The organism is Streptomyces longisporus, assembly GCF_039532765.1.
In the GTDB taxonomy this organism is placed as follows: Bacteria; Actinomycetota; Actinomycetes; order Streptomycetales; family Streptomycetaceae; genus Streptomyces; species Streptomyces longisporus.
Genome location: NZ_BAAASG010000007.1, coordinates 508,637 through 533,570 on the forward strand (window position 1 = coordinate 508,637; position 24,934 = coordinate 533,570).

Consider the following 24,934-nt stretch of genomic DNA (forward strand, 5'->3'; position numbering starts at 1 on the left):
ACCCCACGGACCACCCGCTCACGACTCCCGCCGCTGCCGCAAGTGCCGCAGCGGCGGGAGTCCGCCGCCGCTGCCGCGGTTCATTGGGCGCTTGCGGAGGGGCGTACGACGATCTCGTTGACGTCGACATGCGAAGGCTGGGAAACGGCGTAGGCGATGGCCTCCGCGACGGCGGAGGCCGGCAGTGCCACGGCGCGGTAGGTCTTCATGGCCTCCCTGGCAGCGGGGTCTGAGATGCCGTCGGCGAGTTCGGACTCGGTCACGCCCGGGGAGACCAGAGTGACCCTGATGTTCCCGGTGGACTCCTGGCGAAGTCCTTCGGAGACCGCGCGTACGGCGAATTTCGTCGCGCAGTAGACGGCGGCGGTGGGAGAGACCTCGTATGCGCCGACGGAGGCGATGTTCACGAAGTGCCCGCCACCCTGAGCGCGCATCGCGGGCAGTGCGGCCGCGATGCCGTGCAGGACTCCCCGCACGTTCACGTCGATCATCCGGTCCCACTCATCGGTCTTCAGCGCTTCCATCGGCGAGAGCGGCATCACCCCGGCGTTGTTGACCACCACGTCCACTCGGCCGTAGCTTTCGCGGGCGGCGGACATGAAGGCCCGGACATCGGCGGCATCCGTGACATCCAGCCGCCGGAACGCCGCGGTGCCGCCCGCGGTGGTGATCTCCTCGGTCAGCGCCTCCAGCCGACCGGCGCGTCGTGCCCCGAGGAACAGGCTGTGGCCGTCGGCGGCCAGTCGGCGGGCGGTCGCCTCTCCGATCCCGCTGCTCGCTCCGGTGACCACCACGGCCTTGGCTGCCTCCGTCATGCCTGCTTTTCCTCTCGGTGGAGCACCAGGTGCTCGTGGAAGAGCACGCCGTCACGGATGTCGCCCGTCGCGGTGAACCCGGAGTCGTCGACGTAGTCGATGTGGCTGCCGGTCACCGTGTAGCGGCCCGTGTACGCCCTGCTCCGGCTGCCGCGGGCCTCTTCGTACCGGCCGTCCGCCCGCAGTTCCTGGCGGATGTGACCGTCCGCGGTCCTCCACATGCCGACCACGTCGACATCGCCCTGTTCAGGGTTCCCTGTCACGTCGGACTCCCTTCGTCCCTGGGTGCGGATCCATCTGCCCGACCGAGTCTGGACAGGTCGAAGACCACCGACCAGGACGTGTGGTGCCCGGGTGCAGCGCACCCAGGCACCACACCGACCGTGCGTCCTAGCCTGAGGACATGACCGACAACCATCTGGGGGAGTTCCTCCGTGCACGCAGAGCGGCACTGCGGCCGCAGGACGTCGGCATGGCGAGCCACGGCGTGCGCAGAGTCGCCGGACTGCGCCGTGAGGAGGTCGCCGTCCTGGCGGGGGTGAACGCGGATTACTACACCCGCCTGGAACAGGGACGCGAACGCCACCCCTCGGCCCAGGTACTCGACGCGCTCGGCCGAGCCCTGCGACTGGACCCCGATGCCCACGCGCATCTGCACCGGCTGGCCGGGACGGCGCCGACCGACCGGTTCACCCACACCACGGACCGGGTCACTCCCGCCCTTCGCCAACTGCTGGACGGCTCCCCGGGCGCACCGGCGTTCGTCATCAACCGGACCTTGGACATCCTGGCGACCAACGCCCTGGCCGAGGCCCTGCACTCACCCTTCGAGCGGGCGGACAACCTGGCCCGCATGACCTTCCTCGACCCGGCGGGCCGGCAGTTCTACACCCGGTGGAGCCACACGGCGCAGGCCACCGTGAGCCACCTGCGCCAGGCGGCCGGCCTCGACCCGGACCACCCGCGACTGCGGGAGCTCGTCCGCGTCCTCACCGAGCACAGCAGGGACTTCACCCGGCTGTGGACCACCCACGCCGTGCGGGGCAAGACCCAGGACGCCAAGCACTTCCTCCACCCCGAGGTCGGCACCCTCACCCTCACTTACCAGGCCTTCGACGTACGTGACGCTCCGGGCCAGCAACTCGTCGTCTACCAGGCCGAACCCGGCAGCCCCAGCGCCCAGGCCCTCAACCTGCTCGGCTCCCTCCACGCCACCTCGAACCGGACAGCCGGGTAGCCGAAACGCTTCGGTCACCCCTGGCGGCCGGTGCGGGCGGCGGCCGTGCTGGAGCGCAGCGAGATCGGGGGAGTCAACAGGATGTGCCGAGGCGGGGTGTCGGGCGCGGTGATGCGTTCCACCAGCAGGGAAACGGCTTTTTCGCCCATTTCCAGGGCCGGTACGTCCGCTGCGGTGAGGGGCGGCCGGAAGTCCTCCGCCCAGGTCCTGGCCGCCACTCCCGTGATGGAGAAGTCGTACGGCACCCTCAGGCCGGTGTCTGCCAGCGCGCGCTGGATGCCGGGCAGGGCGGCCTCGTTGATGGTGGTGACAGCGGTGAGGTCCGGATGGCTGCGCAGGAGCGCCTCGAGGCATTCCTGACCCGAGCGGGCATCGTCCCCGCACGGCACTTCGATGCCGTCGAGCCCGCGTTCCGCCACGGCGGCCTCGAAGCCGTCCCTGGCCCTGCACGCCGGGCCGTAACCGGCCGAGACGAGTTCCGGGGAACGAGTGATCAGCGCCACCCGGCGGTGCCCCAGATCGGCGAGGTGCCGCACGCTGTGCCGGACCAGGCCCGCGTAGTCGACGTCGATCCAGGACATCTGCCGGTCGCCGGCCGTGTGCCCGATGCCGACGAAGGGCAGCCCGGAGTCCTGCAGGCGACCCACGCGAGCGTCCTCCAGGCGGATCTCCATCAGGATGATGCCGTCCACGCGGCCTTCCGAGACCAACCGCTCGAAGGAGCGGTCATGGTCCCTGCCGGAAGGGGACAGCAGCACATCGAGGTCGACCCGTGCGGCGGCGTCGACCACGCTCGCGACGAAGTCCAGTTGCATGTGTGTGAGCCTGTTGCGGGCCGGCGGGACGACGAGACCGATCGTCCGGGTGCGGCCCTCCTTGAGGGCCCTCGCGGTCGCGTTGGGGCGATACCCCAATTCGTCGATCACGTCTTGGATACGTCTGCGGGTGCCGTTCGCGACGGGGCGTTTGCCGCTGAGCGCGTAGGACACCGTGCTGCGTGACACGCCGGCGCGCCGAGCGATCTCCCCGATGTTCATGCAGCTCCCCGAGAACGTGCCCGCGGGCCGAAAGAATACCTCCGGTGGGGTCCTCGCGGCTGCGGTGGCCGTTCGAGTGCCCCGCCCCGGGCCGTCGAGGATGTCCGTGCGTGGAGCGAACCGATTCGCGCAAGCGCTTCGACGGACGTCACGACCGGCGGTGCCCGAGGTCAAGGGCGTCCCGTGAGGCGCAGGCGGCGCAACATGTGGGCCGAAACCTTGCCGACTTGGCCGGTGCCTGTCCCAACCGGCCTTCCGGAGCCCCGCCATGGCCGCTGTGTCCCTGCTCACCGGCGCGATGAAGGTCACCCGGGTGATCAGGAACCGCCCGTCGGTCACCCCCGCGCGGCCCACAGCGCTCGCGGCGAGGGCGGTCGCGCCGCCGTCCGCCCCCCGTCACACCGCAACTTTTCGACGCCGCCGACAGCTTGCGAACCACAGGAATCAGCAGTCGAATCGATTCCGCACCCTCCCCCGAAACCTCTCTGCAATCCCACTGCACAACGGCACGTTCAAGCGCTTCCGCAGCTGTCAGCGCCACCACCACAACCCGACCGGGTTGCGTCGGCGCGGTAGGGAGATCAGATGGGAACCACCCGTACGAGACGCCGCCCGTTGTCCGCTCTCGGTGGCGTCCAGCGGTTGCTCGCCGCAGTACTGCACCGTGCCGGACCGGACGACGCACCGGACCGGGCACACATTCCTCCGCCGACGCGCTCGCCGGGCACGCTGCCGAAGGTGTTCGCCCGCGCGGGCGCCGCAACCGTGCTCGTCCTCGGCACACTGGCCGGCGCCACGGCCGCGTCCGGCACGGCCCGTGCCGCCACCTCCGGGCCGTGCGACATCTACGCCGCAGGCGGCACGCCCTGCGTCGCCGCGCACAGCACGACACGAGCGCTGTACGCCTCGTACAACGGGCCGCTGTACCAGGTCCGCCGTGCCTCGGACAACACCACGAGGAACATCGGCGTCCTCAGCGCCGGCGGATACGCCGACGCCGCCGCCCAGGACTCGTTCTGCTCGGGCACGACCTGTCTCATCACGATCGTGTACGACCAGTCCGGCCGCGGCAACAACCTCACCCAGGCGCCCGGCGGCGGCGCGGCGGGCGGCCCCGACAACCTCGCGAACGCGACCGCCGCGCCCACGACGGTGGGAGGTCACAAGGCCTACGGCGTCTTCGTGGCGCCCGGCACGGGATACCGCAACAACCACACCAACGGCATCGCGACCGGGGACAACCCCGAGGGCATGTACGCGATCTTCGACGGCACGCACTACAACGGCGGCTGCTGCTTCGACTACGGCAACGCCGAGACGGACAGCAACGACGACGGCAACGGCACCATGGAGGCCATCTACTTCGGCAACATCAAGGTCTGGGGCTACGGCAGCGGCAACGGCCCCTGGATCATGGCCGACCTGGAGAACGGCCTGTTCTCCGGGGTCAACCAGCACTACAACGCGAACGACCCGACGATCAACTACCGGTACACGACCGCCATCATCAAGGGCGGCCCGAACCACTGGGCCATCCGCGGCGGCAACGCCCAGTCCGGCTCGCTGTCCACCTTCTACGACGGGGTGCGTCCCAACGTCGCGGGCTACAACCCGATGCGCAAACAGGGCGCCATCATCCTGGGCACCGGCGGCGACAACAGCAAGGGCGCCCAAGACACCTTCTACGAGGGCGTGATGACCTCCGGCTACCCGTCGGACGCCACCGAGAACGCGGTCCAGGCCAACATCACCGCGGCCGGATACAGCAACTCCTCCTCCGGCGGGACGGGCACCGGTGCGCTGCACGCGGTGGGCGCGGGCAAGTGCCTGGACGTGCCGAACTCCTCCACCACGGCGGGTACCCAGCTGCAGATCTGGGACTGCAGCGGCGCCGCCAACCAGACCTGGACGCGTACGTCCTCGGGGCAGCTGACCGTCTACAGCGGCAGCAGCCAGATGTGCCTGGACGCCTACAACAACCAGACCTCCGCCGGCACCAAGGTGGAGACATGGCCCTGCAACGGCGGCGCGAACCAGCAGTGGCAGCTCAACTCCGACGGCACCGTCACCGGCACCCAGTCCGGCCTCTGCCTCGACGTCACCGGCGCCTCCACTGCCAACGGCGCCCTGGCCGAACTCTGGACCTGCAACGGCCAGTCCAACCAGCAGTGGAGTCTCAACTGATCTGAACGGCCCCGTCCCGTGGCCGGCGCACACCCGGCCACGGGCCCTCATGCACCCCCCACTGGAGGATGACGATGTCCGGAGCCAGAGCGCTCCACGGCCTCTGGGCCGCCCCCTTGGCCCTGCTCGCCCTACTGGCCCAGAGCCTGGCCACGACCGGGGCCGCGCATGCCGTACCCGCCGAGCGCCAGGCAGCGGCCGCCACCGCCCTGTACGTGGCGCCGGGTGCGGCTCCCGGCGGGAACGGCACCGCCGAGCAGCCGTTCGCCACGATCGAGCAGGCGCAGCAGCCCGCGCACCGGCTCTCGGCCGACGCGGACGTCGTGGTGTACCTGGCCGGTGGCACCTACCGGCTGTCCAAGCCGCTGACCTTCGGCTCCGGAGACGGCGGTCAGAACGGCCACACCATCACCTATCAGGCCATGGCCGGCCAGCAGCCGGTCGTGAGCGGCGCCCAGCAGCTCTCAGGTTGGCAGGTGCATGATCAGAACAGCAATATCTGGTCGGTCCACGTCGGCACCGGGGTGAACACACGCCAGTTGTACGTGAACGGCCGGCAGGCGCCGCGCGCGGCGATCCAGGTCCCCCGCTCCGGCTTCACCTTCACGCAGACCGGCCTGACGGTCAACGACTCCTCCCTCGACTATCTGGCCGGCCTCACGGACCAGAAACACATGGAAGTCGAGAGCATCAACTCCTTCACCGACCGCTACGCGCCGGTCCAGTCGATCAGCGGCAGAACGATCACCATGCAGCAGCCCGCGTGGAACAACAACTCCTGGGGCTACGACACGATCAACGCGCCGTTCGCCGGCGGGACGATGTATCTCGAGAACAACTACGCGTTCCTCAAGCAGGCCGGACAGTGGTACCTCGACTCGTCCACCGGCGACCTCTACTACCGGGCCCAGCCCGGGCAGAACCCGAACAGCCTCGACGTCGAACTGCCCCGGCTGCAGAGCCTGCTCGGCATCAGCGGCAGCTACGACTCACCGGCGAAGGGCCTCGCCTTCAGCGGCATCCGGTTCACGGGAACATCCTGGCTCGGCCCGAGCGGACCCGACGGCTACGCGGACCAGCAGAGCGGCGCGCACATCACCGGTGCCTACGCGATGCCCGCCAACTGGCTGAGCACCTGCAAGTCGGGGTGCACACAGTTCGAGGCCACCCGCAACCACTGGGTGCAGATGCCCGCGGCCGTACAGGTCTCCGCCGCCACCGGCATCGCCTTCTCCGGCAACACGTTCTCCGAACTCGGCCAGGCCGGAGTGGGCGTGGGCAACGACGGTGTCGCCACCGCCTCCGGCACCGGGCTCGGCGCGAGCAACGTCACCGTCACCGGCAACACGTTCACGGACATCGCCGGCGGCGGCATCCAGGTCGGCGGCATCCAGCCCGACGCGCACCACCCCGGCAACCCGCAGATGACCAACCGGGACATCACCATCAGCAACAACAAGGTCAGCGGCGTGGGCACCGACTACAAGGAGACCGCGGGCATCCTGTCCACCTACGTCACGAACGCGACGATCACCCACAACCAGTGCGACCACCTGCCCTACGACGGGATCGACATCGGCTGGGGCTGGGGGATGAACGACCCGGGCGGCAGCCAGGACTACGCCAACCGGGGCACGTACAACTACCAGCCCGTCTACAGCACTCCCACGACGCTGAAGAACAACACCGTCTCGTACAACCTGGTCTTCGACACCAAGAACGCGATGTTCGACGGAGGCAGCATCTACAGCCTGTCGGCGAGCCCCGGCTCGGTGATCTCCGAGAACTACATGTACGACAACAACCGCACCACCGCGCTGTACCTGGACGAGGGCTCCCGGTATCTGAAGGTGTCCGACAACGTGGTGCAGGACGCCGGCAACTGGGCGCTCACCAACGCCAACGCGAACAACCACACCGACGACAGCACCTTCTCCGGCAACTGGTACAACGGCGGCAACACCTATGTGGCCACCGGCCCGCCGCACAACAACGTCCTCACCGGCAACGTCCTGGTCAGCGGCACCGACTGGCCGCAGGGCGCGAGGCAGGTCATCCAGCAAGCGGGCGTCCAGTCGTGGGGCGGTGATGGCGGCTTCCCCACCGGCTCCCACCAACTGGTGATCGGCAGCAACAGTCTGTGCCTGGACGTGTACGGCAACTCCGGCAGCGCGGGCGCCGCGATCGACCAGTGGACCTGCAACGGGCAGAGCAACCAGCAGTTCGAGTTCCTGCCCGCCTCGGGCGGTTACGGGCAGCTGCGGGCGCAGCACTCCGGACAGGTCGTCGCGGTCTCGGGCGGCTCCACGACCGCCGGCACGCCCGACATCGTGCAGCAGGCCCCGGACGGCGCGGCCGCGAGCCTGTGGCTGCCGGTACGGCAGTCCGACGGCTCGTACTCCTTCCAGAACAAGAACAGCGGCCTGTGCCTCGACGCCTACGGCGGCGGCAGCAACCTAGGCCAGCAGTTCGACCAGTGGCCCTGCAAGAACACGGCCGGCAGCAACCAGGACTTCACCCCCCGCTGACCGGCCCTCGTCCTCGTTCACCCCACCCACTGTCCCGCACCAGTGAGGAACGCTGATGAAGAAGTACTCGTTACCCCTGCCCGCTGCCGGGCTAGGCAAGGAGCCCCGCCCCCACAAGGTCCTCGCCCTGGCCGCCGGACTGGCGGCCGGCGCGGCACTGGCCCTGGCCGGCCCGGCGAGCCCCGCCGCGCATGCCGCATCCGGCACGCTGGGCACGGCCGCCGCCGACAGCGGACGCTATTTCGGCACGGCCGTGGCAGCCGGAAAGCTCGGCGACTCGACGTACTCCACGATTCTCGACCGGGAGTTCAACATGATCACCCCGGAGAACGAGATGAAGTGGGACACCACCGAGCCGTCCCGCGGCAACTTCAACTTCGGGCCCGCCGACCAGATCGTCGGCCACGCCGTGGCGCACGGTCAGCGGATGCGCGGCCACACCCTGGTCTGGCACTCCCAACTGCCCGGCTGGGTCGGCTCCATCAGGGACGCGAACACCCTGCGCAGTGTGATGGACAATCACATCACCACAGAGATGAGCCACTTCAAGGGCAGGATCTACGCCTGGGACGTGGTCAACGAGGCCTTCGCCGACGGCGGCAGCGGCCAGCACCGCAGCTCGGTGTTCCAGGACGTGCTCGGCAACGGCTTCATCGAGGAGGCCTTCCGCACCGCCCGCAACGCCGACCCCTCCGCCAAGCTCTGCTACAACGACTACAACATCGAGAACTGGACCGACGCCAAGACCCAGGGCGTCTACAGCATGGTGCGCGACTTCAAGTCCCGCGGTGTGCCCATCGACTGCGTCGGCTTCCAGTCCCACTTCGGCACCGGCGGCCCGCCCGCGAGCTTCCAGACCACGCTGTCGAACTTCGCCGCCCTCGGCGTGGACGTGCAGATCACCGAACTGGACATCGCGCAGGCACCCGCGTCGGCGTACGCGAACACCGTCAGGGCCTGTATGAACGTCGCCCGCTGCACGGGCATCACCGTCTGGGGCATCCGCGACAGCGACTCGTGGCGCACCGGGGAGAACCCGCTGCTGTTCGACGCGGGCGGGAACAAGAAGCCGGCGTACGACGCGGCCCTGTCCGCGCTGGGCGGCAGTACGGGGAACCCGGGCGGCATCGTCACGGGGACGGTGTACTCGCTGGTCGACGTCGCCGCCGGACGGGCGCTGGACGTCCCGGGCGGGCAGACGGCCAACGGCACGCCCCTGCAGGTCTGGGACTCCCACGGCGGCGCGAACCAGCAGTGGCGGGCGAGCCAGAACAGCGACGGTTCGTACACCCTGACCAACGTCGGCAGTGGGCGGGTGCTGGACGAGCCCGGCGGTCAGACGGGCAACGGCACCCGGATGGAGATCTGGGACGCCAACGGCGGCGCCAACCAGCACTGGCGGGCGACCCGGAACGGTGATGGCTCCTACACCCTGACCAACGTCGCCTCCGGCCGGGCGCTGGAGGTTCCGGCCGGGCAGAACGGCAACGGGAGCCCCGTCCAGATCTGGGACTCGAACGGCGGCGCCAACCAGCACTGGACCCTCACGTGAGGTGATCGGCGCCCAGTCAGGGCCCCCGCCACGAACCCCCGCGCCCGGCACGGCGGCCGTCGCCGGACGCGGGTTTCGGCATGCCCTCATGTCGCCCTGACCAGGGGAAACATGGGATGGATCGGCCTCGCGAATCGCTCCGCGGCCTCTATTGACAGGGTCATGAGCCTATGGGACACCTATGCGACATGGGATGTCTGAGGGTTCTCTGTGGATACGCCATGACTCGGCGGCCACGCTTATCGGCCGCCGTCGTATGCGTCATGGCACTGCTCGCCCTGTCGCTGACGACCGCCCCCACATGGTCGGCGTCGGCGTCGTCGGCACCCCTGGTGAGCACGGCGTCGGGGCGATGCCTGGACGTCAAGGGCAACGTCGACACACCGGGAACGACGCTGGAGATCTGGGACTGCAACGAACAGGCCAATCAGGCCTTCGAGTTCACCTCGGCCGGTGAGCTGAGGACGCTGAACGGCACCCGGTGCGTGGACGCCTCCGACGACCGGACAACTCCGGGAAGTCCGGTGGTCATCCGGGAGTGCGACGGGCGGGCGACCCAGGTGTGGCGGCAGAACGCCGACGGGTCCGTCACCGGCGTCCGGTCCGGTTTCTGCCTGGACGTCAACGGGGCGGGGACGGCCAACGGCACCGCGGTCGTCCTGTGGACCTGCAACGGCCAGAGCAACCAGAAGTGGAGCGTCTCGACGGCCCCGCCCCCGCCCCCGCCCGGCGGATCCGGTCCGTGTGACATCTACGCCGCTGGCGGCACCCCGTGCGTGGCCGCGCACAGCACCGTGCGGGCGCTCTACGGTTCGTACAACGGTTCCCTCTACCAGGTCAGGCGCGCCTCGGACAACGCCACCAGGGACATCGGCGTGCTGACCCGAGGGGGCTTCGCCGACGCGGCGGCGCAGGATTCCTTCTGCGCAGGCACCTCGTGCGTGATCACGGTCGTCCGCGACCAGTCCGGCCACGGCAACGACCTGTGGTACCAGGGCTCGGCCCAGGTCCCGGGATCGAGCCAGAGCAGCCCCGCGAAGGCGACCTCCGAGTCGCTGACCGCCGGCGGCACCAAGGCGTACTCGCTGTACATCAACCCCGGGAACAGCTACTGGCGGGACGGACACCTCACCGGCGTACCGACCGGTGCCGCACCCGAGGGGGCGTACATGGTGACCAGCGGCACCCATGTCAACAACGGCTGCTGCTTCGACTACGGCAACAGCGAGACGACCCGGAAGGCCGACGCCGCCGGCGCGATGGACGCGATCAACTTCGGCACCCAGTGCTGGTTCGGCGGCTGCCAGGGAAGCGGTCCCTGGGTGCAGGCCGATCTCGAATGGGGCCTGTACTCCGGCGGCAGCCAGTCCTGGAACACCAACCAGCGGGCGTTTGCGAACAAGTTCGTCACCGCGATGCTGAAGAACAACGGCACGTCGAGGTTCGCCCTCAAGGGCGGCAACGCCCAGTCGGGCGGCCTGACCACCCTCTGGGACGGCGGACTCCCCGGCGGATACAGCCCCATGAAGAAACAAGGGGCCATCGTCCTGGGCAGCGGCGGCGACTGCTGCAAGCCCGGCGGCGGAGCCAACCTGAGCGCCGGCACCTTCTACGAAGGAGCCGTCGTCGCCGGCTACCCCTCCGACGCGACCGACAACGCGGTGCAGGCCGACGTCACCGCCGCCGGCTACCGCTGAACTCCGCCCGCTTCTCCCAATTCGCCTCAGGAGTCGATGACTTATGCCCATGACCCGTGCGCGAGCCAGGCGCCTTCGGCCGCTCCCACCACTGCTGTCCCTGCGCAGAACCCTGGCGCTCGCCTTCTCGGCCGTGCTGCTCGCCGTGGCCGCCCCGCTCGTCTCCCTCGGCACGGCGCAGCCCGCCGCCGCGCTCGGCAACGGACTGGCGCTCACCCCGCAGATGGGCTTCAACGACTGGAACGCGTACGGCTGCAACGTCTCCGAGTCGCTGATCAAGTCCACCGCGCAGGCGATGCACAGCAACGGCATGCAGGCGGCGGGCTATGCGTACGTCAACATCGACGACTGCTGGATGACCCACAACCGCGACTCCGGCGGCCGGCTGGTGCCGGACCCGGCCAAGTTCCCCGACGGCATCAAGGGCACCGCGGACTACGTGCACTCGCTGGGCCTGAAGCTGGGCATCTACGAGGACGCGGGCACCGAGACCTGTGCGGGATACCCCGGCAGCCTCGGACACGAGACCACGGACGCGCAGTCCTTCGCAGCGTGGGGCGTGGACTATCTGAAGTACGACAACTGCAACAACACCGGGGTGCCGGCAAGGACCCGGTACACCGCGATGCGGGACGCCCTGGCGGCCACCGGACGGCCGATCCTGTTCAGCCTGTGCAACTGGGGCCAGGAGAACGTGTGGACCTGGGGCGCGGACGTGGGCAACAGCTGGCGCACCACCGGGGACATCAGCCCCACCTACTCCAGCATGCTGTCGATCTTCCACAGCAACGTCGGACTGGCCTCGTACGCCGGACCCGGCCACTGGAACGACCCGGACATGCTGGAGGTCGGCAACGGCTCGCTGACGACGACCGAGAGCCGCAGTGAGTTCAGTCTGTGGGCACAGATGGCCGCGCCGCTGATCGCGGGCACCAACATCTCCTCGGCCAGTGCGGACACCCTGTCCACGCTGACCAACTCCCGGGTGATCGCGGTCGACCAGGACCCTCTCGGCAAACAGGGCACCATGGTGTCGTCCTCGGGCGGCCTGGACGTGCTCGCGAAGCCGCTGGCCAACGGGGACGTGTCGGTGGCGCTGTTCAACGAGACCGGCTCGACCGCGACCATCACCACCACCACGGCCGCGATCGGGAAGACCGGGGCGTCCGCCTACACCCTGACCGACCTGTGGTCGGGGGCGTCCTCGACCACCTCGGGCACGATCAGCGCCCGGGTGCCGGCCCACGGCACCGTGATGTACCGGGTCGCCGGCGGCACCAGCGGCGGCGGGACCAGTGTGACCGGTGCGGTGCACGCAGTGGGCGCCGGCAAGTGCCTGGACGTACCGAACTCCACCACGACAGCCGGCACCCAGGTGGAGATCTGGAGCTGCAACGGCGGCGCCAACCAGACCTGGACGCACACCGCCTCCAACCAGCTCACGGTCTACTCCGGCAGCTCCCAGATGTGCCTGGACGCCTACAACAACCAGACCACGCCGGGGACCAAGGTGGAGATCTGGAACTGCAACGGCCAGACCAACCAGCAGTGGACGCTGAACGCCGACGGCACGATCACAGGCGTCCAGTCCGCCCTTTGCCTGGGCGTCACCGGAGGGTCCTCGGCTGACGGAGCCCTGGCCGAGCTGGAGACCTGCAACGGCAGCAGCAGTCAGCGGTGGACGCTGGGCTGACTCCCTCTCCCCACGGCCAACGGCAGCTTCGGTGCCGTAGCGCGACGGCACCGCGACAGAGGAGGTTTCCGTGCTCCGATCAGCAACACACCGCCGGGGCAGGCGGTTTCCCGTAGTGCTCCTGGTCGCCCTGGCGATGGCCCTGGCCGTGTTCGGCGCACCGGCGCCCGTGTCCGCCGCGGACGTGTCGCTTCCGTGCGACATCTACGCGGCGGGCGGTACGCCCTGCGTGACGGCGCACTCCACGACCAGGGCGCTCTTCGCCTCGTACAACGGGCCGCTGTACCAGATCCAGCGGTCCTCCGATCATGGCTACCGCGACATCGGGGTGCTCGGCGCGGGCGGATACGCGGACGCTGCGTCCCAGGTGTCGTACTGCCGGGGCACCTCGTGCACGATCACCAAGATCTACGACCAGACGGCCAGGCACAACGACCTGCCGATCTCCTGGGGCGGCTACTGGAAGGGCCCCGGCCCGAACGGATCCGACATCGGAGCGGACGCCATGGCCCTGCCGGTGACCGCGGCCGGCCATCAGGTCTTCGGTGTCAAGGTCACCCCCGGCGTCGGCTACCGGATCGACCACGCGAGCGGCGTGCCCACCGGGTCGCAGCCCGAAGGCATCTACATGGTGACGTCGTCGAACTACACCAACCAGTGGTGCTGCTTCGACTACGGCAGCGGCGAGAACTCCCACACCGACACCGGCAACGCCACCATGAACGCCATCTACTGGGGCAACGCCTGCTGGTTCGGCGGCTGCACCGGAAGCGGCCCGTGGGTCGAGGCCGACCTGGAGAACGGCATGTTCCACACCAACACCGGCTCCAACAAGGACCCGAACAACCCGGGCGTGCACTACCCGTTCGTCAGCGCGTGGCTGAAGAACAACGGCACCAGCAACTTCACCCTCAAATACGGCAACGGCACGAGCGGCGGCCTGACCACCACCTTCTCGGGCCCCCTGCCGAACGGCTACTCGCCCATGAAGGTCGACAGCTCGGTCCTGCTCGGAACGGGGGGCGACAACAGTCCCAATGGCGTCGGCGAGTTCTTCGAAGGCGCGATGACGGCGGGGTACCCCTCCGACGCCACCGAGAACGCCGTCCAGGCCGCCGTCACCGCTGCCGGCTACGGGGTGACAAGCGGCGGTGGTACGACCGGTGCGCTGCACGCGGTGGGCGCGGGCCGGTGCCTGGAGGTGCCCGGCGGGTCCACGACGCCGGGTACGCAGACCCAGATCAGGGACTGCACCGGCGCCGCGAACCAGACCTGGTCCCAGACCGCCTCCCACGAGCTCACCGTCGACTCCGGCGGCAGCCGTCTGTGCCTGGACGCCTCCGGGCAGGGCACCAGCCCCGGCACCAAGGTCATCACCTGGACCTGCAACGGCCAGAGCAACCAGCAGTGGACGCTGAACGCCAACGGCACCGTCACCAGCGTCCCATCGGGCCTGTGCCTGGACGTCACGGGCGCCGCCACGGCCAACGGCACCCCCGTAGAACTGTGGACCTGCAACGGCCAGTCCAACCAGCAATGGTCACTGAACTGACCGCAGGAGGATCGGATGAGGAGCAGAGCGCGACCCGGCCGTCCCGCATTGCTGGCCGCCATCCTGCTGGCACTCGTGCTGCCGCTGCTGTCGACGGCCACCAGCCGGGCCGCCTCGGCCATCTCGCTGAGCGTGAACCTGGCGTCGGCGCGTGGACCGTCGACCGGAGTGGGGGAGGGGTTCCTCTACGGCTTCAGCGAAGACGGCAGCCGGCCGGCGGACCAGTACCTCCAGCCGCTGGGGATCAACGCCTTCCGCGGCGGCGGATGGTTCTCCGGCGGCTGGATCAAAGACGGCTACCAGTACGGCTCGGCCACCCGGGCCGACCTCGACTCGATCACCGCGCAGGCGAAACGGCTCACCAGGCCGCCGTATCACGCGCAGTACCAGGTGCTGGTGAGCGACATCTACGGCGCGAACGGCGGCCAGCCGTCGAACACCAGGTACCCGTGCGACAACGGTGACTGCTCCAACTGGATCAGCTTCATCGACTCCACGGTGGGAGCGCTGCGGGCTTCGGGGCTCACGTTCTCCTACGACATCTGGAACGAGCCGGACATCTCCGCCTTCTGGACCCGGGGCGTGAACAGCGCCCAGTACTTCCAGATGTGGGACACCGCCTACCGGGAGATCCGGCGCATCGCCCCCGGGGCGCAGATCGTCGGGCCGTCACTGGCCTTCACCCCGGAGCGCAACCCGGGCGAATGGCGGACCTGGCTCGCTCACGTGAAGGCGGCCGGGACGGTGCCGGACATGATCGCCAACCACAACGAGGGCGACGTCGACGACCCCGTCACCGTGTCGCGGGCTCTGAACAGCGCCCTGACCTCGGCGGGCATCGGTCCGCTGCCGCTGTCCTCGAACGAGTACCAGCCGGCCGACCGGCAGACCGCCGGGGTGACCGCCTGGTATCTCGCCCGGTTCGCGCAGTCCGGGTACACCAACGCCATGCGCGGCAACTGGGTGTGCTGCGTCACCCCGAACCTGACCGGAGTCCTCACCCAGACCGGCGGCAGCTGGCAGCCGACCGGCAACTGGTGGGCGCTTCGGGACTACGCCGACATGACCGGCACCCTCGTGGACACCTCCGGCCAGGTCGGCTCGACGGCGATCTCGGCCTCCGAGGACCCCGTGAACAAGCGGGCGGTGGCGATCATCGGTGACTCGGGCGGGTACACCGGCGCCGCGTCCGTGACCTTCAACGGGCTGGCGTCCCTGCCCTGGCTCGCGAGTGACGCCGGCGTGCACGTCACCGTGCACCGCATCCCCGACCAGGCACCGCTCGGCGCCCCACAGACGGTGTACGACCAGAACGTGAGCGCCTCGGGCGGGTCCATCACCGTGCCGATCACGTTCCAGGGCGCGCACGACGCCTTCTCCGTCTATCTGACACCCGCATCGTCCGGTGGCGGTGGCGGCGGCTTCCCGGACGGTGACCACCAACTCGTGGTCGCCTCCGACAACCTGTGCCTGGACGTCCACGGCAACGCGAGCAGCGCCGGTGCCGCGATCGACCAGTGGACCTGTAACGGGCAGGCCAACCAGAAGTTCCGGTTCGTGCCCGCCTCCGGTGGCTACGGCGAACTGCGGGCCCAGAGCTCCGGCCTGGACGTGGCGGCGGCCGGCGGCTCCACGGCGGCGGGCACCCCGGACATCGTCCAGCAGGCCCCCGGCACCGCGGCGGGCGGCCTCTGGCTGCCGCTGCCTCAGTCCGACGGCTCCTACGCCTTCCAGAACAAGAACAGCGGCCTGTGCCTGGACGTCTACGGCGCCGGCAGCAACCTCGGACAGCAACTCGACCAGTGGCAGTGCAAGAACACGCCCGGCAGCAACCAGGACTTCATCCTCCGCTGATCGACCTGCGAAAGGAACCCACCGTGTCAGCATCCAGACGGCTGTTACGGCGCCTGCGCGCCACGGCGGCCGTGCTCGCGGGCCTCCTCCTGGCCGCCGGCGGCCTCGTCGGCACAGCAGCCGCGCCGGCCCAGGCCGCCACCTCCCTCACCATCAACGGCGCGTCCGGCGGCCGGACCTTCGACGGCGTCGGCGCGATCAGCGGCGGGGGCGGCAACAGCAGACTCCTGATCGACTACCCGGAGCCCCAGCGCGGCCAGATCCTCGACTACCTGTTCAAACCCGGCTATGGCGCCTCCCTGCAGATCCTGAAGGCCGAGATCGGCGGTGACACCAACTCCACCTCGGGAGCCGAGCCCAGCCACCAGCACACCCGGACCGACCTGAACTGCGACCGGGGCTACGAGTGGTGGCTGATGGAGCAGGCCAAGGCCCGCAACCCGGGCATCAAGCTGTACGGGCTCGCCTGGGGCGCGCCCGGCTGGATCGGCGGCGGGAACTTCTGGTCCACCGACATGGTCAACTACCTGGTCTCGTGGCTGGGCTGCGCCAAGCAGCACGGGCTGAGCATCGACTACCTCGGCGGATGGAACGAGCGCGGTTACAACGTCTCCTGGTACCAGCAGCTGCGCGGCGCGCTCAACAACAACGGCTACGGCAATGTCAAGATCGTCGCGGCCGACTCGGACTGGGGCGTGGCGAACGACATCAACTCCAACCCGGCGTTCGCCTCCGCGGTCAGCGCCATCGGCACGCACTATCCCTGCGGCTACCGGTCGTCCCAGTCGAACTGCTCGGTGCCGTCGGCCGCCATGGCGTCCGGCAAGCCCTTGTGGGCGAGCGAGAACGGCTCGGACGACTACAACGGGGGAGCGCAGGCCATGGCACGCGGCATCAACCGCGGATACATCGACGGACGGATGACCGCGTATCTCAACTGGCCGGTGGTCGCCGCCCTCACACCCAACCTGCCGTACCCCACCATGGGCCTCGCCCTGGCCTCGCAGCCGTGGTCCGGTGCCTACTCGGTCGGCAAGAACACCTGGGTGATGGCGCACACCAGCCAGTTCACCGCGCCGGGGTGGCACTACCTGGACGCCTCCAGCGGCTACATCGGCGGCAACCGCAACAACGGCAGCTATGTCTCGCTGAAGTCCACCGACAACTCCGACTACTCCACGGTCATCGAGACGATGGACGCCGGCAGCGCCCAGACGCTGAACATCAACGTCACCGGGGGGCTGTCCACCGGGACCGTCCACGTCTGGTCCACCGACGTCAGCTCCGGCAACCCGGCCGACCAGTTCGTGCACACCACGGACATCACCCCGTCCGGCGGCGGTTTCAGCCTCACCGTCCAGCCCGGCCACCTGTACACCCTGACGACCACGACCGGACAGGGCAAGGGCACCGCGACCGGTCCCGCCAAGAGCACGATGAAGCTGCCGTACAGCGACTCCTTCGACAGCTACGCCACCGGCACCGAGGCCAAGTACCTCATGGACTGGCAGGGCGCCTTCGAGACGGTGGGCTGCGGGGGCGAACGCAGCGGCAGGTGCGTGCGCCAGATGAGCCCGCAGAAGCCGATCACCTGGGACTCGCTGACCGATCCGCACGCCCTGCTCGGTGACATGGGCTGGGGCAACTACACGGTCTCGTCGGACGTGCTGCTGGAACAGCCCGGATACGTCGAACTGATCGGCCGTGCGGGCGGACACGACTACGACCGCACCGGAGGGCAGAACGCCTACCGCCTGCGGGTCAGCGACACCGGGACCTGGTCGATCCTGAACTCGAACACCAACGGCACCGTCTCCACCCTGGCCCGCGGCACGACCGCCGCGCTGGGCACCAACCGGTGGCACACCCTGGGCCTCACCTTCTCCGGCACCACGATCACCGCGGTCGTCGACGGTGCCACGGTCGGTTCCGTGAACGACGGCACCTGGGCGACCGGGCAGATCGGCTACGGGACCAGCCAGGGCGAGACGGCACAGTTCGACAACCTGTCCATCACCCCCGGCAGCGGCGGAAGCGACGGCGGTACGACCGGCGCGATCGTCGGGGTCGCCTCCGGCCGCTGCGTGGACGTGCCGAACCAGTCGCACACGGCCGGCACCCAGGTGGCGCTGTGGGACTGCAACGGCGGCAGCAACCAGCAGTGGACGGACACCTCGGCCGGTGAGCTGCGGGTCTACGGCAGCGTCTGCCTGGACGCCGCGGGCCAGGGCACCAGCCCCGGCACCAAGGTGGACATCTGGGACTGCAACGGCGGCAGCAACCAGAAGTGGACGCTGCACGCCGACGGCACGATCACCGGTGCCCAGTCCGGTCTGTGTCTCGACGCCACCGGTGCGGGCACGGCCAACGGCACCCCGCTGCAGCTGTGGACCTGCAACGGCAGCAGCAACCAGAAGTGGACGCGCGACTGATCCGGTGACCGGCTGACGAGCACCCGGTCCCGCACCACCTCCGTCATCCCCCCCGAGAGGCACCCATCCATGTCTTCCTCTTCCCTGCCGCTGAGCCGGCGCCGACTGCTGGCGGCAGCCGGCGCGGCCACCGCCTTCGGGCTGCTGCGGTTCGCCCCCGAGGCCGCCGCGACCGACGGCCCCGCGAGCTACACCCCGAGCTGGTCCTCCGTGGACCAGCACCCTCCGGCCGCGACCTGGTTCCAGGACGCCAAGTTCGGCATCTACTACCACTGGGGCGTCTTCAGCGTCCCCGCCTTCGGGAACGAGTGGTATCCGCGCAACATGTACATCGGCGGCTCGGCCGAGAACCAGCACCACATCGACACCTACGGCGACCCCTCGGCCTGGCCGTACCACAACTTCATCGACGGCGCCCGCGACAAGGCCGGCAACTTCGTGCAGTTCGCCCCGAAACTCGCCTCCCAGGGCGGCAAGTTCGATCCGGACGCCTGGGCACGGCTGTTCAAGGCCGCGGGCGCCAGATTCGCGGGTCCGGTCGCCGAGCACCACGACGGCTTCTCCATGTGGAACAGCCGCTCCAACCCGTGGAACTCGGTCCAGCACGGCCCACGGCTCGACCTGGTGGGGACGCACGCGCAGGCCATCCGCGGGCAGGGGCTGAAGTTCATGGCCTCGCTGCACCACGCCTACCACTTCAACGGCTACTACGACCATGTGCCCGCCCAGTCCGACCCGACGCTGCGGATCCTCTACGGCCAGCAGGGCTCGGCCGCGGAGAACAAGCTCTGGTACGACAAGCTGGTCGAGGTCATCGACGGCTACCAGCCGGACCTGGTCTGGCAGGACTTCGACCTGAACCTGGTGCAGGAGTCCTACCGGCTGCAGTTCCTCGCGCACTACTACAACCAGGCCGTCGCGTGGAACAAGGACGTGGTCGCGACCTACAAGGACGGCCTCGACAACAAGGGTGAGGTCTTCGACTTCGAGCGCGGCGGCCCGGCCGGACTGCTCACCCCCTACTGGCTGACCGACGACAGCATCTCCTCCTCCAGTTGGTGCTACACGGTCGGCATCGGCTACTACTCGACGCAGGCCCTGCTGCACTCGCTGATCGACCGGGTCAGCAAGGGCGGCACCATGCTGCTGAACATCGCCCCGATGGCCGACGGCACCATCCCCTCCGGGCAGCAGTCCATCCTGCTCGCCATGGGCGACTGGCTCGGCCGCTTCGGAGAGGCGGTCTACGGCACCCGCTCCTGGACCAGTTACGGCGAGGGCCCCACCAAGATGGGCGGCGGCTCGTTCAGCGGACCGGTGGCCGGCAAACCGCAGGACATCCGGTTCACCCGCAGCCGGGACAACAAGGTGCTCTACGCCACCGCGCTGGGCTGGCAGGGCGGCACCATGACCATCACGACGCTGAACTCGAACCAGATCAACCTCAGCACCCTGACCGGCGCCAAACTGCTGGGCAACACCGCCGGCACCGCCATCGACCTGCCCGCACCCATCCAGGACGCCTCCGGCCTGCACCTCGCCATGCCCTCGTCCAACCCGCCGTTCAACGCCCTGGCGTACACGGTCAAGTTCACCTTCTCCGGTGAGATCCCCGTGCTGGGCGCACCGGGCGGCTCCACGGCCTGGGTGCAGATCGCCAACGTGACCAGCGGGCTGGTGCTGGACAGCGGGGGCAACGTCGCAGCGGGCGCCAACCTCAAGCAGTGGAACTACGACGGCAGCAGCAACCTGCAGTGGCAGCTGATCGACCTCGGCAACGGCTATCACCGCATCGTGAACCGCACCAACGGCATGGTCGCCGACAGCTACGGCAACTCCGCCAACGGCGCTCCCGCCCGCCAGCAGGTGTGGAACGGCGGCAACAACCAGCAGTGGTCGCTGAACAGCCTCGGCAACAACCGCTACCAGATCGTCAATCGCGGCACCGGCACCGCCCTCGACGGCAGCGGCTCCACCACGACCGGCTCCACCACGGTGCTGTGGACGCCGAACTCCAGCACCAACAACGAATGGACCATCACCGCGGTCTGAATCCGATGACAGAAGAAGGTGTGTATGAAACGCAAACCGCTCTTAATGTCCCTCGTGGCCGCGCTACTTCTCGTCCTGACAACTGCGGGCACTTCGTTCAGCAGCGGCCTCAGGGCACCCGCGGCGGCGAGCAGCGGCTGCGGCAAGGCCCCGGCGCTGACGAGTGGTAACCACACGATTCAGAGCGGCGGCCAGAACCGCAGTTACATCCTGCGGGTCCCCGCCGGCTACGACAACAACCACCCCTACCGGCTGATCTTCGGCTTCCACTGGCGGGGCGGCACGGCGAACGACGTCGACTCGGGCGGAACGGACGGGTACAACTGGTCCTACTACGGCCTCAGGCGCCTGGCGGACAGCGCGAACAACGGCACGATCTTCGTCGCCCCGCAGGGCAACGGCAACGGCTGGGCCAACCCCGGCGGCCAGGACGTGGCCTTCGTCGACGCCCTGGTCAACCAGATCGAGTCGGCCCTGTGCGTCGACACCACCCAGTTGTTCTCCGCCGGCTTCAGCTACGGCGGTGCGATGTCGTACGCCCTCGCCTGCTCCCGGGCGACCGTCTTCCGCGCGGTGGCGGTCTACTCCGGGGCGAACCTCAGCGGGTGCAACGGCGGCACCCAGCCCATCGCGTACATGGGTCTGCACGGCCTCAGGGACAACGTGCTGCCCATCTCCCTGGGCCGGGAACTGCGCGACACCTTCGTCCGGGCCAACGGCTGCACCCCGCAGAACCCGCCCGAGCCGGCCAACGGAAGCCTGACGCACATCATCACCACCTACTCCGGATGCAGGTCCGGATACCCCGTCGTCTGGGCCGCGTTCGACGGGGCGGGCCACGACCCCGGTCCCATCGACGGTTCCACCGGTGACGGCTGGCGCACCTGGACATCGGCGGCGGTGTGGCAGTTCTTCACCCAGTTCGGTTCGAGCACACCCCCGCCCCCGCCACCGCCCTCCGGCAACCAGAAGATCGTCGGCCAGCAGTCGGGGCGCTGCCTCGACATCGACAACTTCACCACGGCCAACGGCACCCAGGCACAACTGTGGGACTGCAACGGCGGCTCCAACCAACGGTGGACCTACAGTGCCGGGAAACAGCTGGTCGTCTACGGCAACAAATGCCTGGGCGTCGGCCAGGGAGCGGGCAACGGTACCGCGGCGGCGATCTGGGACTGCAGCGGGCAGGCGGACCAGCAGTGGAACGTGAATCCCGACGGCACGATCACGGCGGTGCAGTCGGGGCTCTGCCTGGACGCCGGCGGCCAGGGAACCGCCAACGGGACGAAGATCCAGCTGTGGAGCTGCACCGGCGGCGCGAACCAGCACTGGCGCCTGGAGAACTGAAACGCCGGGGCCGGGGACGGCACGCTGTCTCCCTGGCCCCGGCACACCTCGATGCGCCGACTACCTGCCGTATCCGGCCAGGGTGATGTTGGCCTGTACCGCGTTCTCCGTGGCGTCCGACGGATAGCCGGAGGTCATGACGCCCTCGTAGAAGGTGCCGGCGGAGCCGTGGCTGTTGTCGCCGCCGATGCCGAGGATGATGGCGCCCTCCTTCTTCATCGGGTTGTAGCCGGCGACGTTGGGACGGACCCCGTTGTAGAAGGTGGACAGGGAGCCGGACTGGGCGTTGCCGCCGCGGATGGCCCAGCGGCCCGGGCCGCCCTTGATGACCGCGGTGAGGTAACGGTGGCTGATCGAGGGGTCGTTCGCGTTGTAGTGCTGGTTGACCCCGGAGAACAGGCCGTTTTCCAGATCCGCCATGATCCAGGGGCCGTTGCCGCTGCCGTAGCCCCAGACCTTGATGTTGCCGAAGTAGATGGCCTCCATGGTGCCGTTGCCGTTGTCCCGGCTGTTGGTCTCGGCGTTGCCGTAGTCGAAGCAGCAGCCGCCGTTGTAGTGCGTGCCGTCCAGGACGGCGTACATGCCCTCCGCCTGGTCGCCCTTGGCGACACCGTTGGTGCGGTTGTTGCGGTAGCCGGTGCCGGGCGCCACGTAGACGCCGTACGCCTTGTGTCCGGCGAGCGTGATGGGTGCCGCGGTCGCGTTGGCGAGGTTGTCGTAGCCACCCGCGGCCGGGCCGGAGAAGCCGCCTGGAGGTGCCTGGGTGAGGCGGTTGCCCCGGCCGGACTGGTCGTAGATGACGGTGATCAGACAGCTGGTGCCGGCGCAGAACGAGTCCTGCGCCGCGGCGTTGGCGACCCCGCCCGCGCTGAGCACGCCGATGTCCCGGGTGGCGTTGTCGGAGGCGCGGCGCACCTGGTACAGGGGCCCGTTGTAGGAGGCGTACAGGGCGCGGGTCGTGCTGTGCGCTGCCACGCAGGGGGTGCCGCCGGCGGCGTAGAGGTCACAGGGCAGCGAGGTGGCGGCGGGTGCGGCCGGTGCTGCGGCGGTGAGCAGGCCGACGCCGAGCGCGGCGGCGGCGCCGGTGGCGAACAGTGCGTGCCGCAGGGGGCGTAACCGTGGACGGAAGGGCATGAGCGGCTCCTTCGGTGGTGGGGGGTGCGGTCTCGCGCAGTGCCGGAAAAGACCGATGTCCGGAATACCGAACAGTGGTCGGAACTTCGGACTCTGAGGATGATGGGAACCCCGCCACAAACGTCAATGCCTGCCGCGTGATTCGCTGAAGTACTCGCTGGTGCCTGCTCGCATCGATGGCCGGGTCACACTGGAGGCCCAGCAGGGCGGTCGGACACTCCCTGACGGACACTGGATGACATGACGTGCAAGCCCGGCCCACCGTCCCGCCGTGCCGTGCTGCTGGGTGCGACCGGCACTCTCGTCGGCGTGGCGGCCTGTTCCGGCGGCTCCTCGCACACCGCCCCTTCACCCTCGGGCACCGCCCGTTCCGCCTCGGCCTCCGCAGCTTCCGTCACAGCGTCCCCTTCCGCCTCGCAGTCCGCCGCCCTGCCGCGCACCACGCCGTGGCGCCCGACCTCGGCCGAGGTCACCCCGGCCGCCAAACTCCGAGCCGTTCAGGTCGTCGAGGCGATCGGGGCGTGGCCTGCGGGCAAGGGCGGCGCGGCCGCGGCCAGGGCCCGGGTGGCCGCGCTCCGGCTGCCCACCGGCCTGGTCGACGAGGCCGGTCCGCTGCTGCCCGACGAGGACGCGGCCGTGCTGCAGGTGGTCGACGCCCAGTACGGCGGCATCCTCACCGACTCCGCGAGCGTGCTCGTCGTATGCCGCCAGTGGACCCGCCGCGGCGGCAGGGTGAGCGCAGGCGGTACGACGGTCGACGTACGGCTGACCCGGGCAGCCTCCGGCTGGACCGTCACCGCCCTGCACCCGGCCCGGCCGGGAGCCGCCGTGCCGGCGCTGCCCGCCCGCGCCCGCGCGGTGCTGTCCGACTCCCGCATCGAACTGCCGCCCGCCGCGCAGGCCGACCTCCACAGCGGGCGCATACACGACAGTGTCCTGGCGGCGATGCTGCGTCTGGCGGGCACCTACCGCATGTACATCAGCGTGGTCCGCTCCGGCCACCCCCTCGACGTCTTCGGCACCAGCCGCCCCAGCGACCATCCGCTCGGGCGGGCCTTCGACGTGTGGCAGATCGACGGTCACGCGGTGGTCGATCCCGCCACGCCCCGCACGCTGATCGAGCGCTTCATGCGGGACGCGGCAGCGGCCGGTTCCTACAACGTCGGCGGACCCGTCCTGTTGTCCGGTGGTGGCACTGCCAACCAGTTCTTCAGCGACAACACCCACCACGACCACGTACACATCGGCTTCGACCACTGACCGCGCCCATGGCGCTCCCGCTCAGGTGACCGGCCCCGGTCTTGCCGGTCGGCCGCCATGTTCGAGAACTCGTTCTCGTAGTTGAGGCCGTACGGCCAGACATGGCCCCCGCCGGTGGACAGCGTGGCGCCCGAGCCGTCGAACCGCTTGACCAGGGCGGTCGCCTGCGCGCCGTGCCAAGTGCCGCCGCTGGACAGGGATTTCCAGTGGGCGCCGGTGCCCACGCCGATGGTGTGGGCGATCTCGTGCAGGGCGGTCCGCTCGGTCATGTGACTGCGGTTGCTGCCGAAGCGGATCGTGCCGTTGTTGCTGCCGTCGGCGGTGGGGACGCTCGGGTCGTAGCGCACGGTGATGCTCCTGCCGAGGTCGCTGAGGTTGTGGTAGCGGGCCACCGCTGCGTTCATGGCCTTGGTGATCAGGTCGTACGCCGTCTGCTGGTCCTGGGTGGGGCTGCCCGCCCGTTCCCAAGGTGTGTCAAGAGGTGTCGGACGATGCAACGGCTGGCCGAACCTATTGCTCAGAATTGCGCCAACGGGCGCCATCCCCACCGGAGTTGGCGG

At 69.4% G+C, this 24,934-nt stretch carries 15 protein-coding genes and 2 pseudogenes; 12 read left to right on the forward strand and 5 right to left on the reverse strand.

The window, feature by feature from the left end; translation table 11 throughout:
* Positions 1 to 80 precede the first annotated feature (80 nt).
* Together ABD355_RS13980 and ABD355_RS13985 are read right to left on the reverse strand one after the other, a co-directional pair.
* Entirely contained in the window at positions 81 to 815 is a 735-nt protein-coding gene (locus ABD355_RS13980) for an SDR family oxidoreductase (RefSeq protein ID WP_344400568.1), read from the reverse strand.
* The gene (locus ABD355_RS13985; protein WP_344401210.1) at positions 812 to 1,036 is read right to left on the reverse strand and encodes an Atu4866 domain-containing protein; all 225 of its coding nucleotides are present in this window, start codon (positions 1,034 to 1,036) and stop codon (positions 812 to 814) included. The genes ABD355_RS13980 and ABD355_RS13985 overlap by 4 nt, the downstream gene beginning before the upstream one ends.
* 182 nt (positions 1,037 to 1,218) lie before the next feature.
* Here ABD355_RS13985 and ABD355_RS13990 point away from each other — a divergent pair, with 182 nt between their 5' ends.
* Complete coding sequence (locus tag ABD355_RS13990) at positions 1,219 to 2,052, forward strand: helix-turn-helix transcriptional regulator (RefSeq protein WP_344400569.1); 834 nt, start codon at positions 1,219 to 1,221, stop codon at positions 2,050 to 2,052.
* A gap of 14 nt (positions 2,053 to 2,066) precedes the next feature.
* Here the strand turns inward: ABD355_RS13990 and ABD355_RS13995 are convergent, their stop codons facing one another.
* Positions 2,067 to 3,089 carry a LacI family DNA-binding transcriptional regulator gene (locus ABD355_RS13995; RefSeq protein ID WP_344400570.1) on the reverse strand — a complete coding sequence of 341 codons (1,023 nt, stop codon included), beginning with the start codon at positions 3,087 to 3,089 and terminating at the stop codon, positions 2,067 to 2,069.
* Positions 3,090 to 3,674: 585 nt separating this feature from the next.
* Here ABD355_RS13995 and ABD355_RS14000 point away from each other — a divergent pair.
* From ABD355_RS14000 to ABD355_RS14045, 10 genes and pseudogenes are all read left to right on the forward strand, one after another.
* Positions 3,675 to 5,273 (forward strand): arabinofuranosidase catalytic domain-containing protein, encoded by a 1,599-nt coding sequence (locus ABD355_RS14000; protein WP_344400571.1) that lies wholly within the window; start codon positions 3,675 to 3,677, stop codon positions 5,271 to 5,273.
* Between the two features lie 74 nt (positions 5,274 to 5,347).
* Positions 5,348 to 7,801: an RICIN domain-containing protein gene (locus ABD355_RS14005; protein WP_344400573.1), complete on the forward strand. Its 2,454-nt coding sequence runs from the start codon at positions 5,348 to 5,350 to the stop codon at positions 7,799 to 7,801.
* Positions 7,802 to 7,856: 55 nt separating this feature from the next.
* Positions 7,857 to 9,344, forward strand: a pseudogene (locus ABD355_RS14010) (glycoside hydrolase family 10 protein); the annotation flags it as partial.
* Positions 9,345 to 9,616: 272 nt separating this feature from the next.
* Complete coding sequence (locus tag ABD355_RS14015) at positions 9,617 to 11,050, forward strand: arabinofuranosidase catalytic domain-containing protein (RefSeq protein ID WP_344400574.1); 1,434 nt, start codon at positions 9,617 to 9,619, stop codon at positions 11,048 to 11,050.
* Between the two features lie 49 nt (positions 11,051 to 11,099).
* Positions 11,100 to 12,743, forward strand: coding sequence for a glycoside hydrolase family 27 protein (locus tag ABD355_RS14020; RefSeq protein ID WP_344400575.1), 1,644 nt, complete (start codon positions 11,100 to 11,102; stop codon positions 12,741 to 12,743).
* Positions 12,744 to 12,879: 136 nt separating this feature from the next.
* The gene (locus ABD355_RS14025) at positions 12,880 to 14,295 is read left to right on the forward strand and encodes an arabinofuranosidase catalytic domain-containing protein (RefSeq protein ID WP_425585748.1); all 1,416 of its coding nucleotides are present in this window, start codon (positions 12,880 to 12,882) and stop codon (positions 14,293 to 14,295) included.
* Between the two features lie 15 nt (positions 14,296 to 14,310).
* A complete protein-coding gene (locus ABD355_RS14030) occupies positions 14,311 to 16,149 on the forward strand; it encodes an RICIN domain-containing protein (protein ID WP_344400577.1) in 1,839 nt (612 codons plus the stop codon).
* Between the two features lie 23 nt (positions 16,150 to 16,172).
* Complete coding sequence (locus tag ABD355_RS14035; RefSeq protein ID WP_344400578.1) at positions 16,173 to 18,581, forward strand: ricin-type beta-trefoil lectin domain protein; 2,409 nt, start codon at positions 16,173 to 16,175, stop codon at positions 18,579 to 18,581.
* A gap of 69 nt (positions 18,582 to 18,650) precedes the next feature.
* Positions 18,651 to 20,633: an alpha-L-fucosidase gene (locus tag ABD355_RS14040; protein ID WP_344400579.1), complete on the forward strand. Its 1,983-nt coding sequence runs from the start codon at positions 18,651 to 18,653 to the stop codon at positions 20,631 to 20,633.
* A 45-nt stretch (positions 20,634 to 20,678) separates the two neighbouring features.
* Positions 20,679 to 21,980: an RICIN domain-containing protein gene (locus ABD355_RS14045; protein WP_344400581.1), complete on the forward strand. Its 1,302-nt coding sequence runs from the start codon at positions 20,679 to 20,681 to the stop codon at positions 21,978 to 21,980.
* A gap of 69 nt (positions 21,981 to 22,049) precedes the next feature.
* Here ABD355_RS14045 and ABD355_RS14050 read toward each other — a convergent pair.
* Positions 22,050 to 23,114, reverse strand: a pseudogene (locus ABD355_RS14050) (arabinofuranosidase catalytic domain-containing protein); the annotation flags it as partial.
* 240 nt (positions 23,115 to 23,354) lie between these two features.
* On the opposite strand from ABD355_RS14050, the gene ABD355_RS14055 reads away from it, so the two are divergent.
* The gene (locus ABD355_RS14055; RefSeq protein ID WP_344400582.1) at positions 23,355 to 24,374 is read left to right on the forward strand and encodes a hypothetical protein; all 1,020 of its coding nucleotides are present in this window, start codon (positions 23,355 to 23,357) and stop codon (positions 24,372 to 24,374) included.
* Here the strand turns inward: ABD355_RS14055 and ABD355_RS14060 are convergent.
* Positions 24,269 to 24,871 (reverse strand): hypothetical protein, encoded by a 603-nt coding sequence (locus ABD355_RS14060; protein WP_344400583.1) that lies wholly within the window; start codon positions 24,869 to 24,871, stop codon positions 24,269 to 24,271. The genes ABD355_RS14055 and ABD355_RS14060 overlap by 106 nt on opposite strands.
* Positions 24,872 to 24,934: the final 63 nt, after the last annotated feature.

Excerpts from the sequence above, each read along its gene's own strand:
- ABD355_RS13980 (WP_344400568.1), bottom strand. The coding sequence starts at position 815 with ATGACGGAGGCAGCCAAGGCCGTGGTGGTCACCGGAGCGAGCAGCGGG.
- ABD355_RS13985 (WP_344401210.1), bottom strand. The coding sequence starts at position 1,036 with ATGTGGAGGACCGCGGACGGTCACATCCGCCAGGAACTGCGGGCGGAC.
- ABD355_RS13990 (WP_344400569.1), top strand. The coding sequence starts at position 1,219 with ATGACCGACAACCATCTGGGGGAGTTCCTCCGTGCACGCAGAGCGGCA.
- ABD355_RS13995 (WP_344400570.1), bottom strand. The coding sequence starts at position 3,089 with ATGAACATCGGGGAGATCGCTCGGCGCGCCGGCGTGTCACGCAGCACG.
- ABD355_RS14000 (WP_344400571.1), top strand. The coding sequence starts at position 3,675 with ATGGGAACCACCCGTACGAGACGCCGCCCGTTGTCCGCTCTCGGTGGC.
- ABD355_RS14005 (WP_344400573.1), top strand. The coding sequence starts at position 5,348 with ATGTCCGGAGCCAGAGCGCTCCACGGCCTCTGGGCCGCCCCCTTGGCC.
- ABD355_RS14015 (WP_344400574.1), top strand. The coding sequence starts at position 9,617 with ATGGCACTGCTCGCCCTGTCGCTGACGACCGCCCCCACATGGTCGGCG.
- ABD355_RS14020 (WP_344400575.1), top strand. The coding sequence starts at position 11,100 with ATGACCCGTGCGCGAGCCAGGCGCCTTCGGCCGCTCCCACCACTGCTG.
- ABD355_RS14025 (WP_425585748.1), top strand. The coding sequence starts at position 12,880 with ATGGCCCTGGCCGTGTTCGGCGCACCGGCGCCCGTGTCCGCCGCGGAC.
- ABD355_RS14030 (WP_344400577.1), top strand. The coding sequence starts at position 14,311 with ATGAGGAGCAGAGCGCGACCCGGCCGTCCCGCATTGCTGGCCGCCATC.
- ABD355_RS14040 (WP_344400579.1), top strand. The coding sequence starts at position 18,651 with ATGTCTTCCTCTTCCCTGCCGCTGAGCCGGCGCCGACTGCTGGCGGCA.
- ABD355_RS14045 (WP_344400581.1), top strand. The coding sequence starts at position 20,679 with ATGTCCCTCGTGGCCGCGCTACTTCTCGTCCTGACAACTGCGGGCACT.
- ABD355_RS14055 (WP_344400582.1), top strand. The coding sequence starts at position 23,355 with ATGACGTGCAAGCCCGGCCCACCGTCCCGCCGTGCCGTGCTGCTGGGT.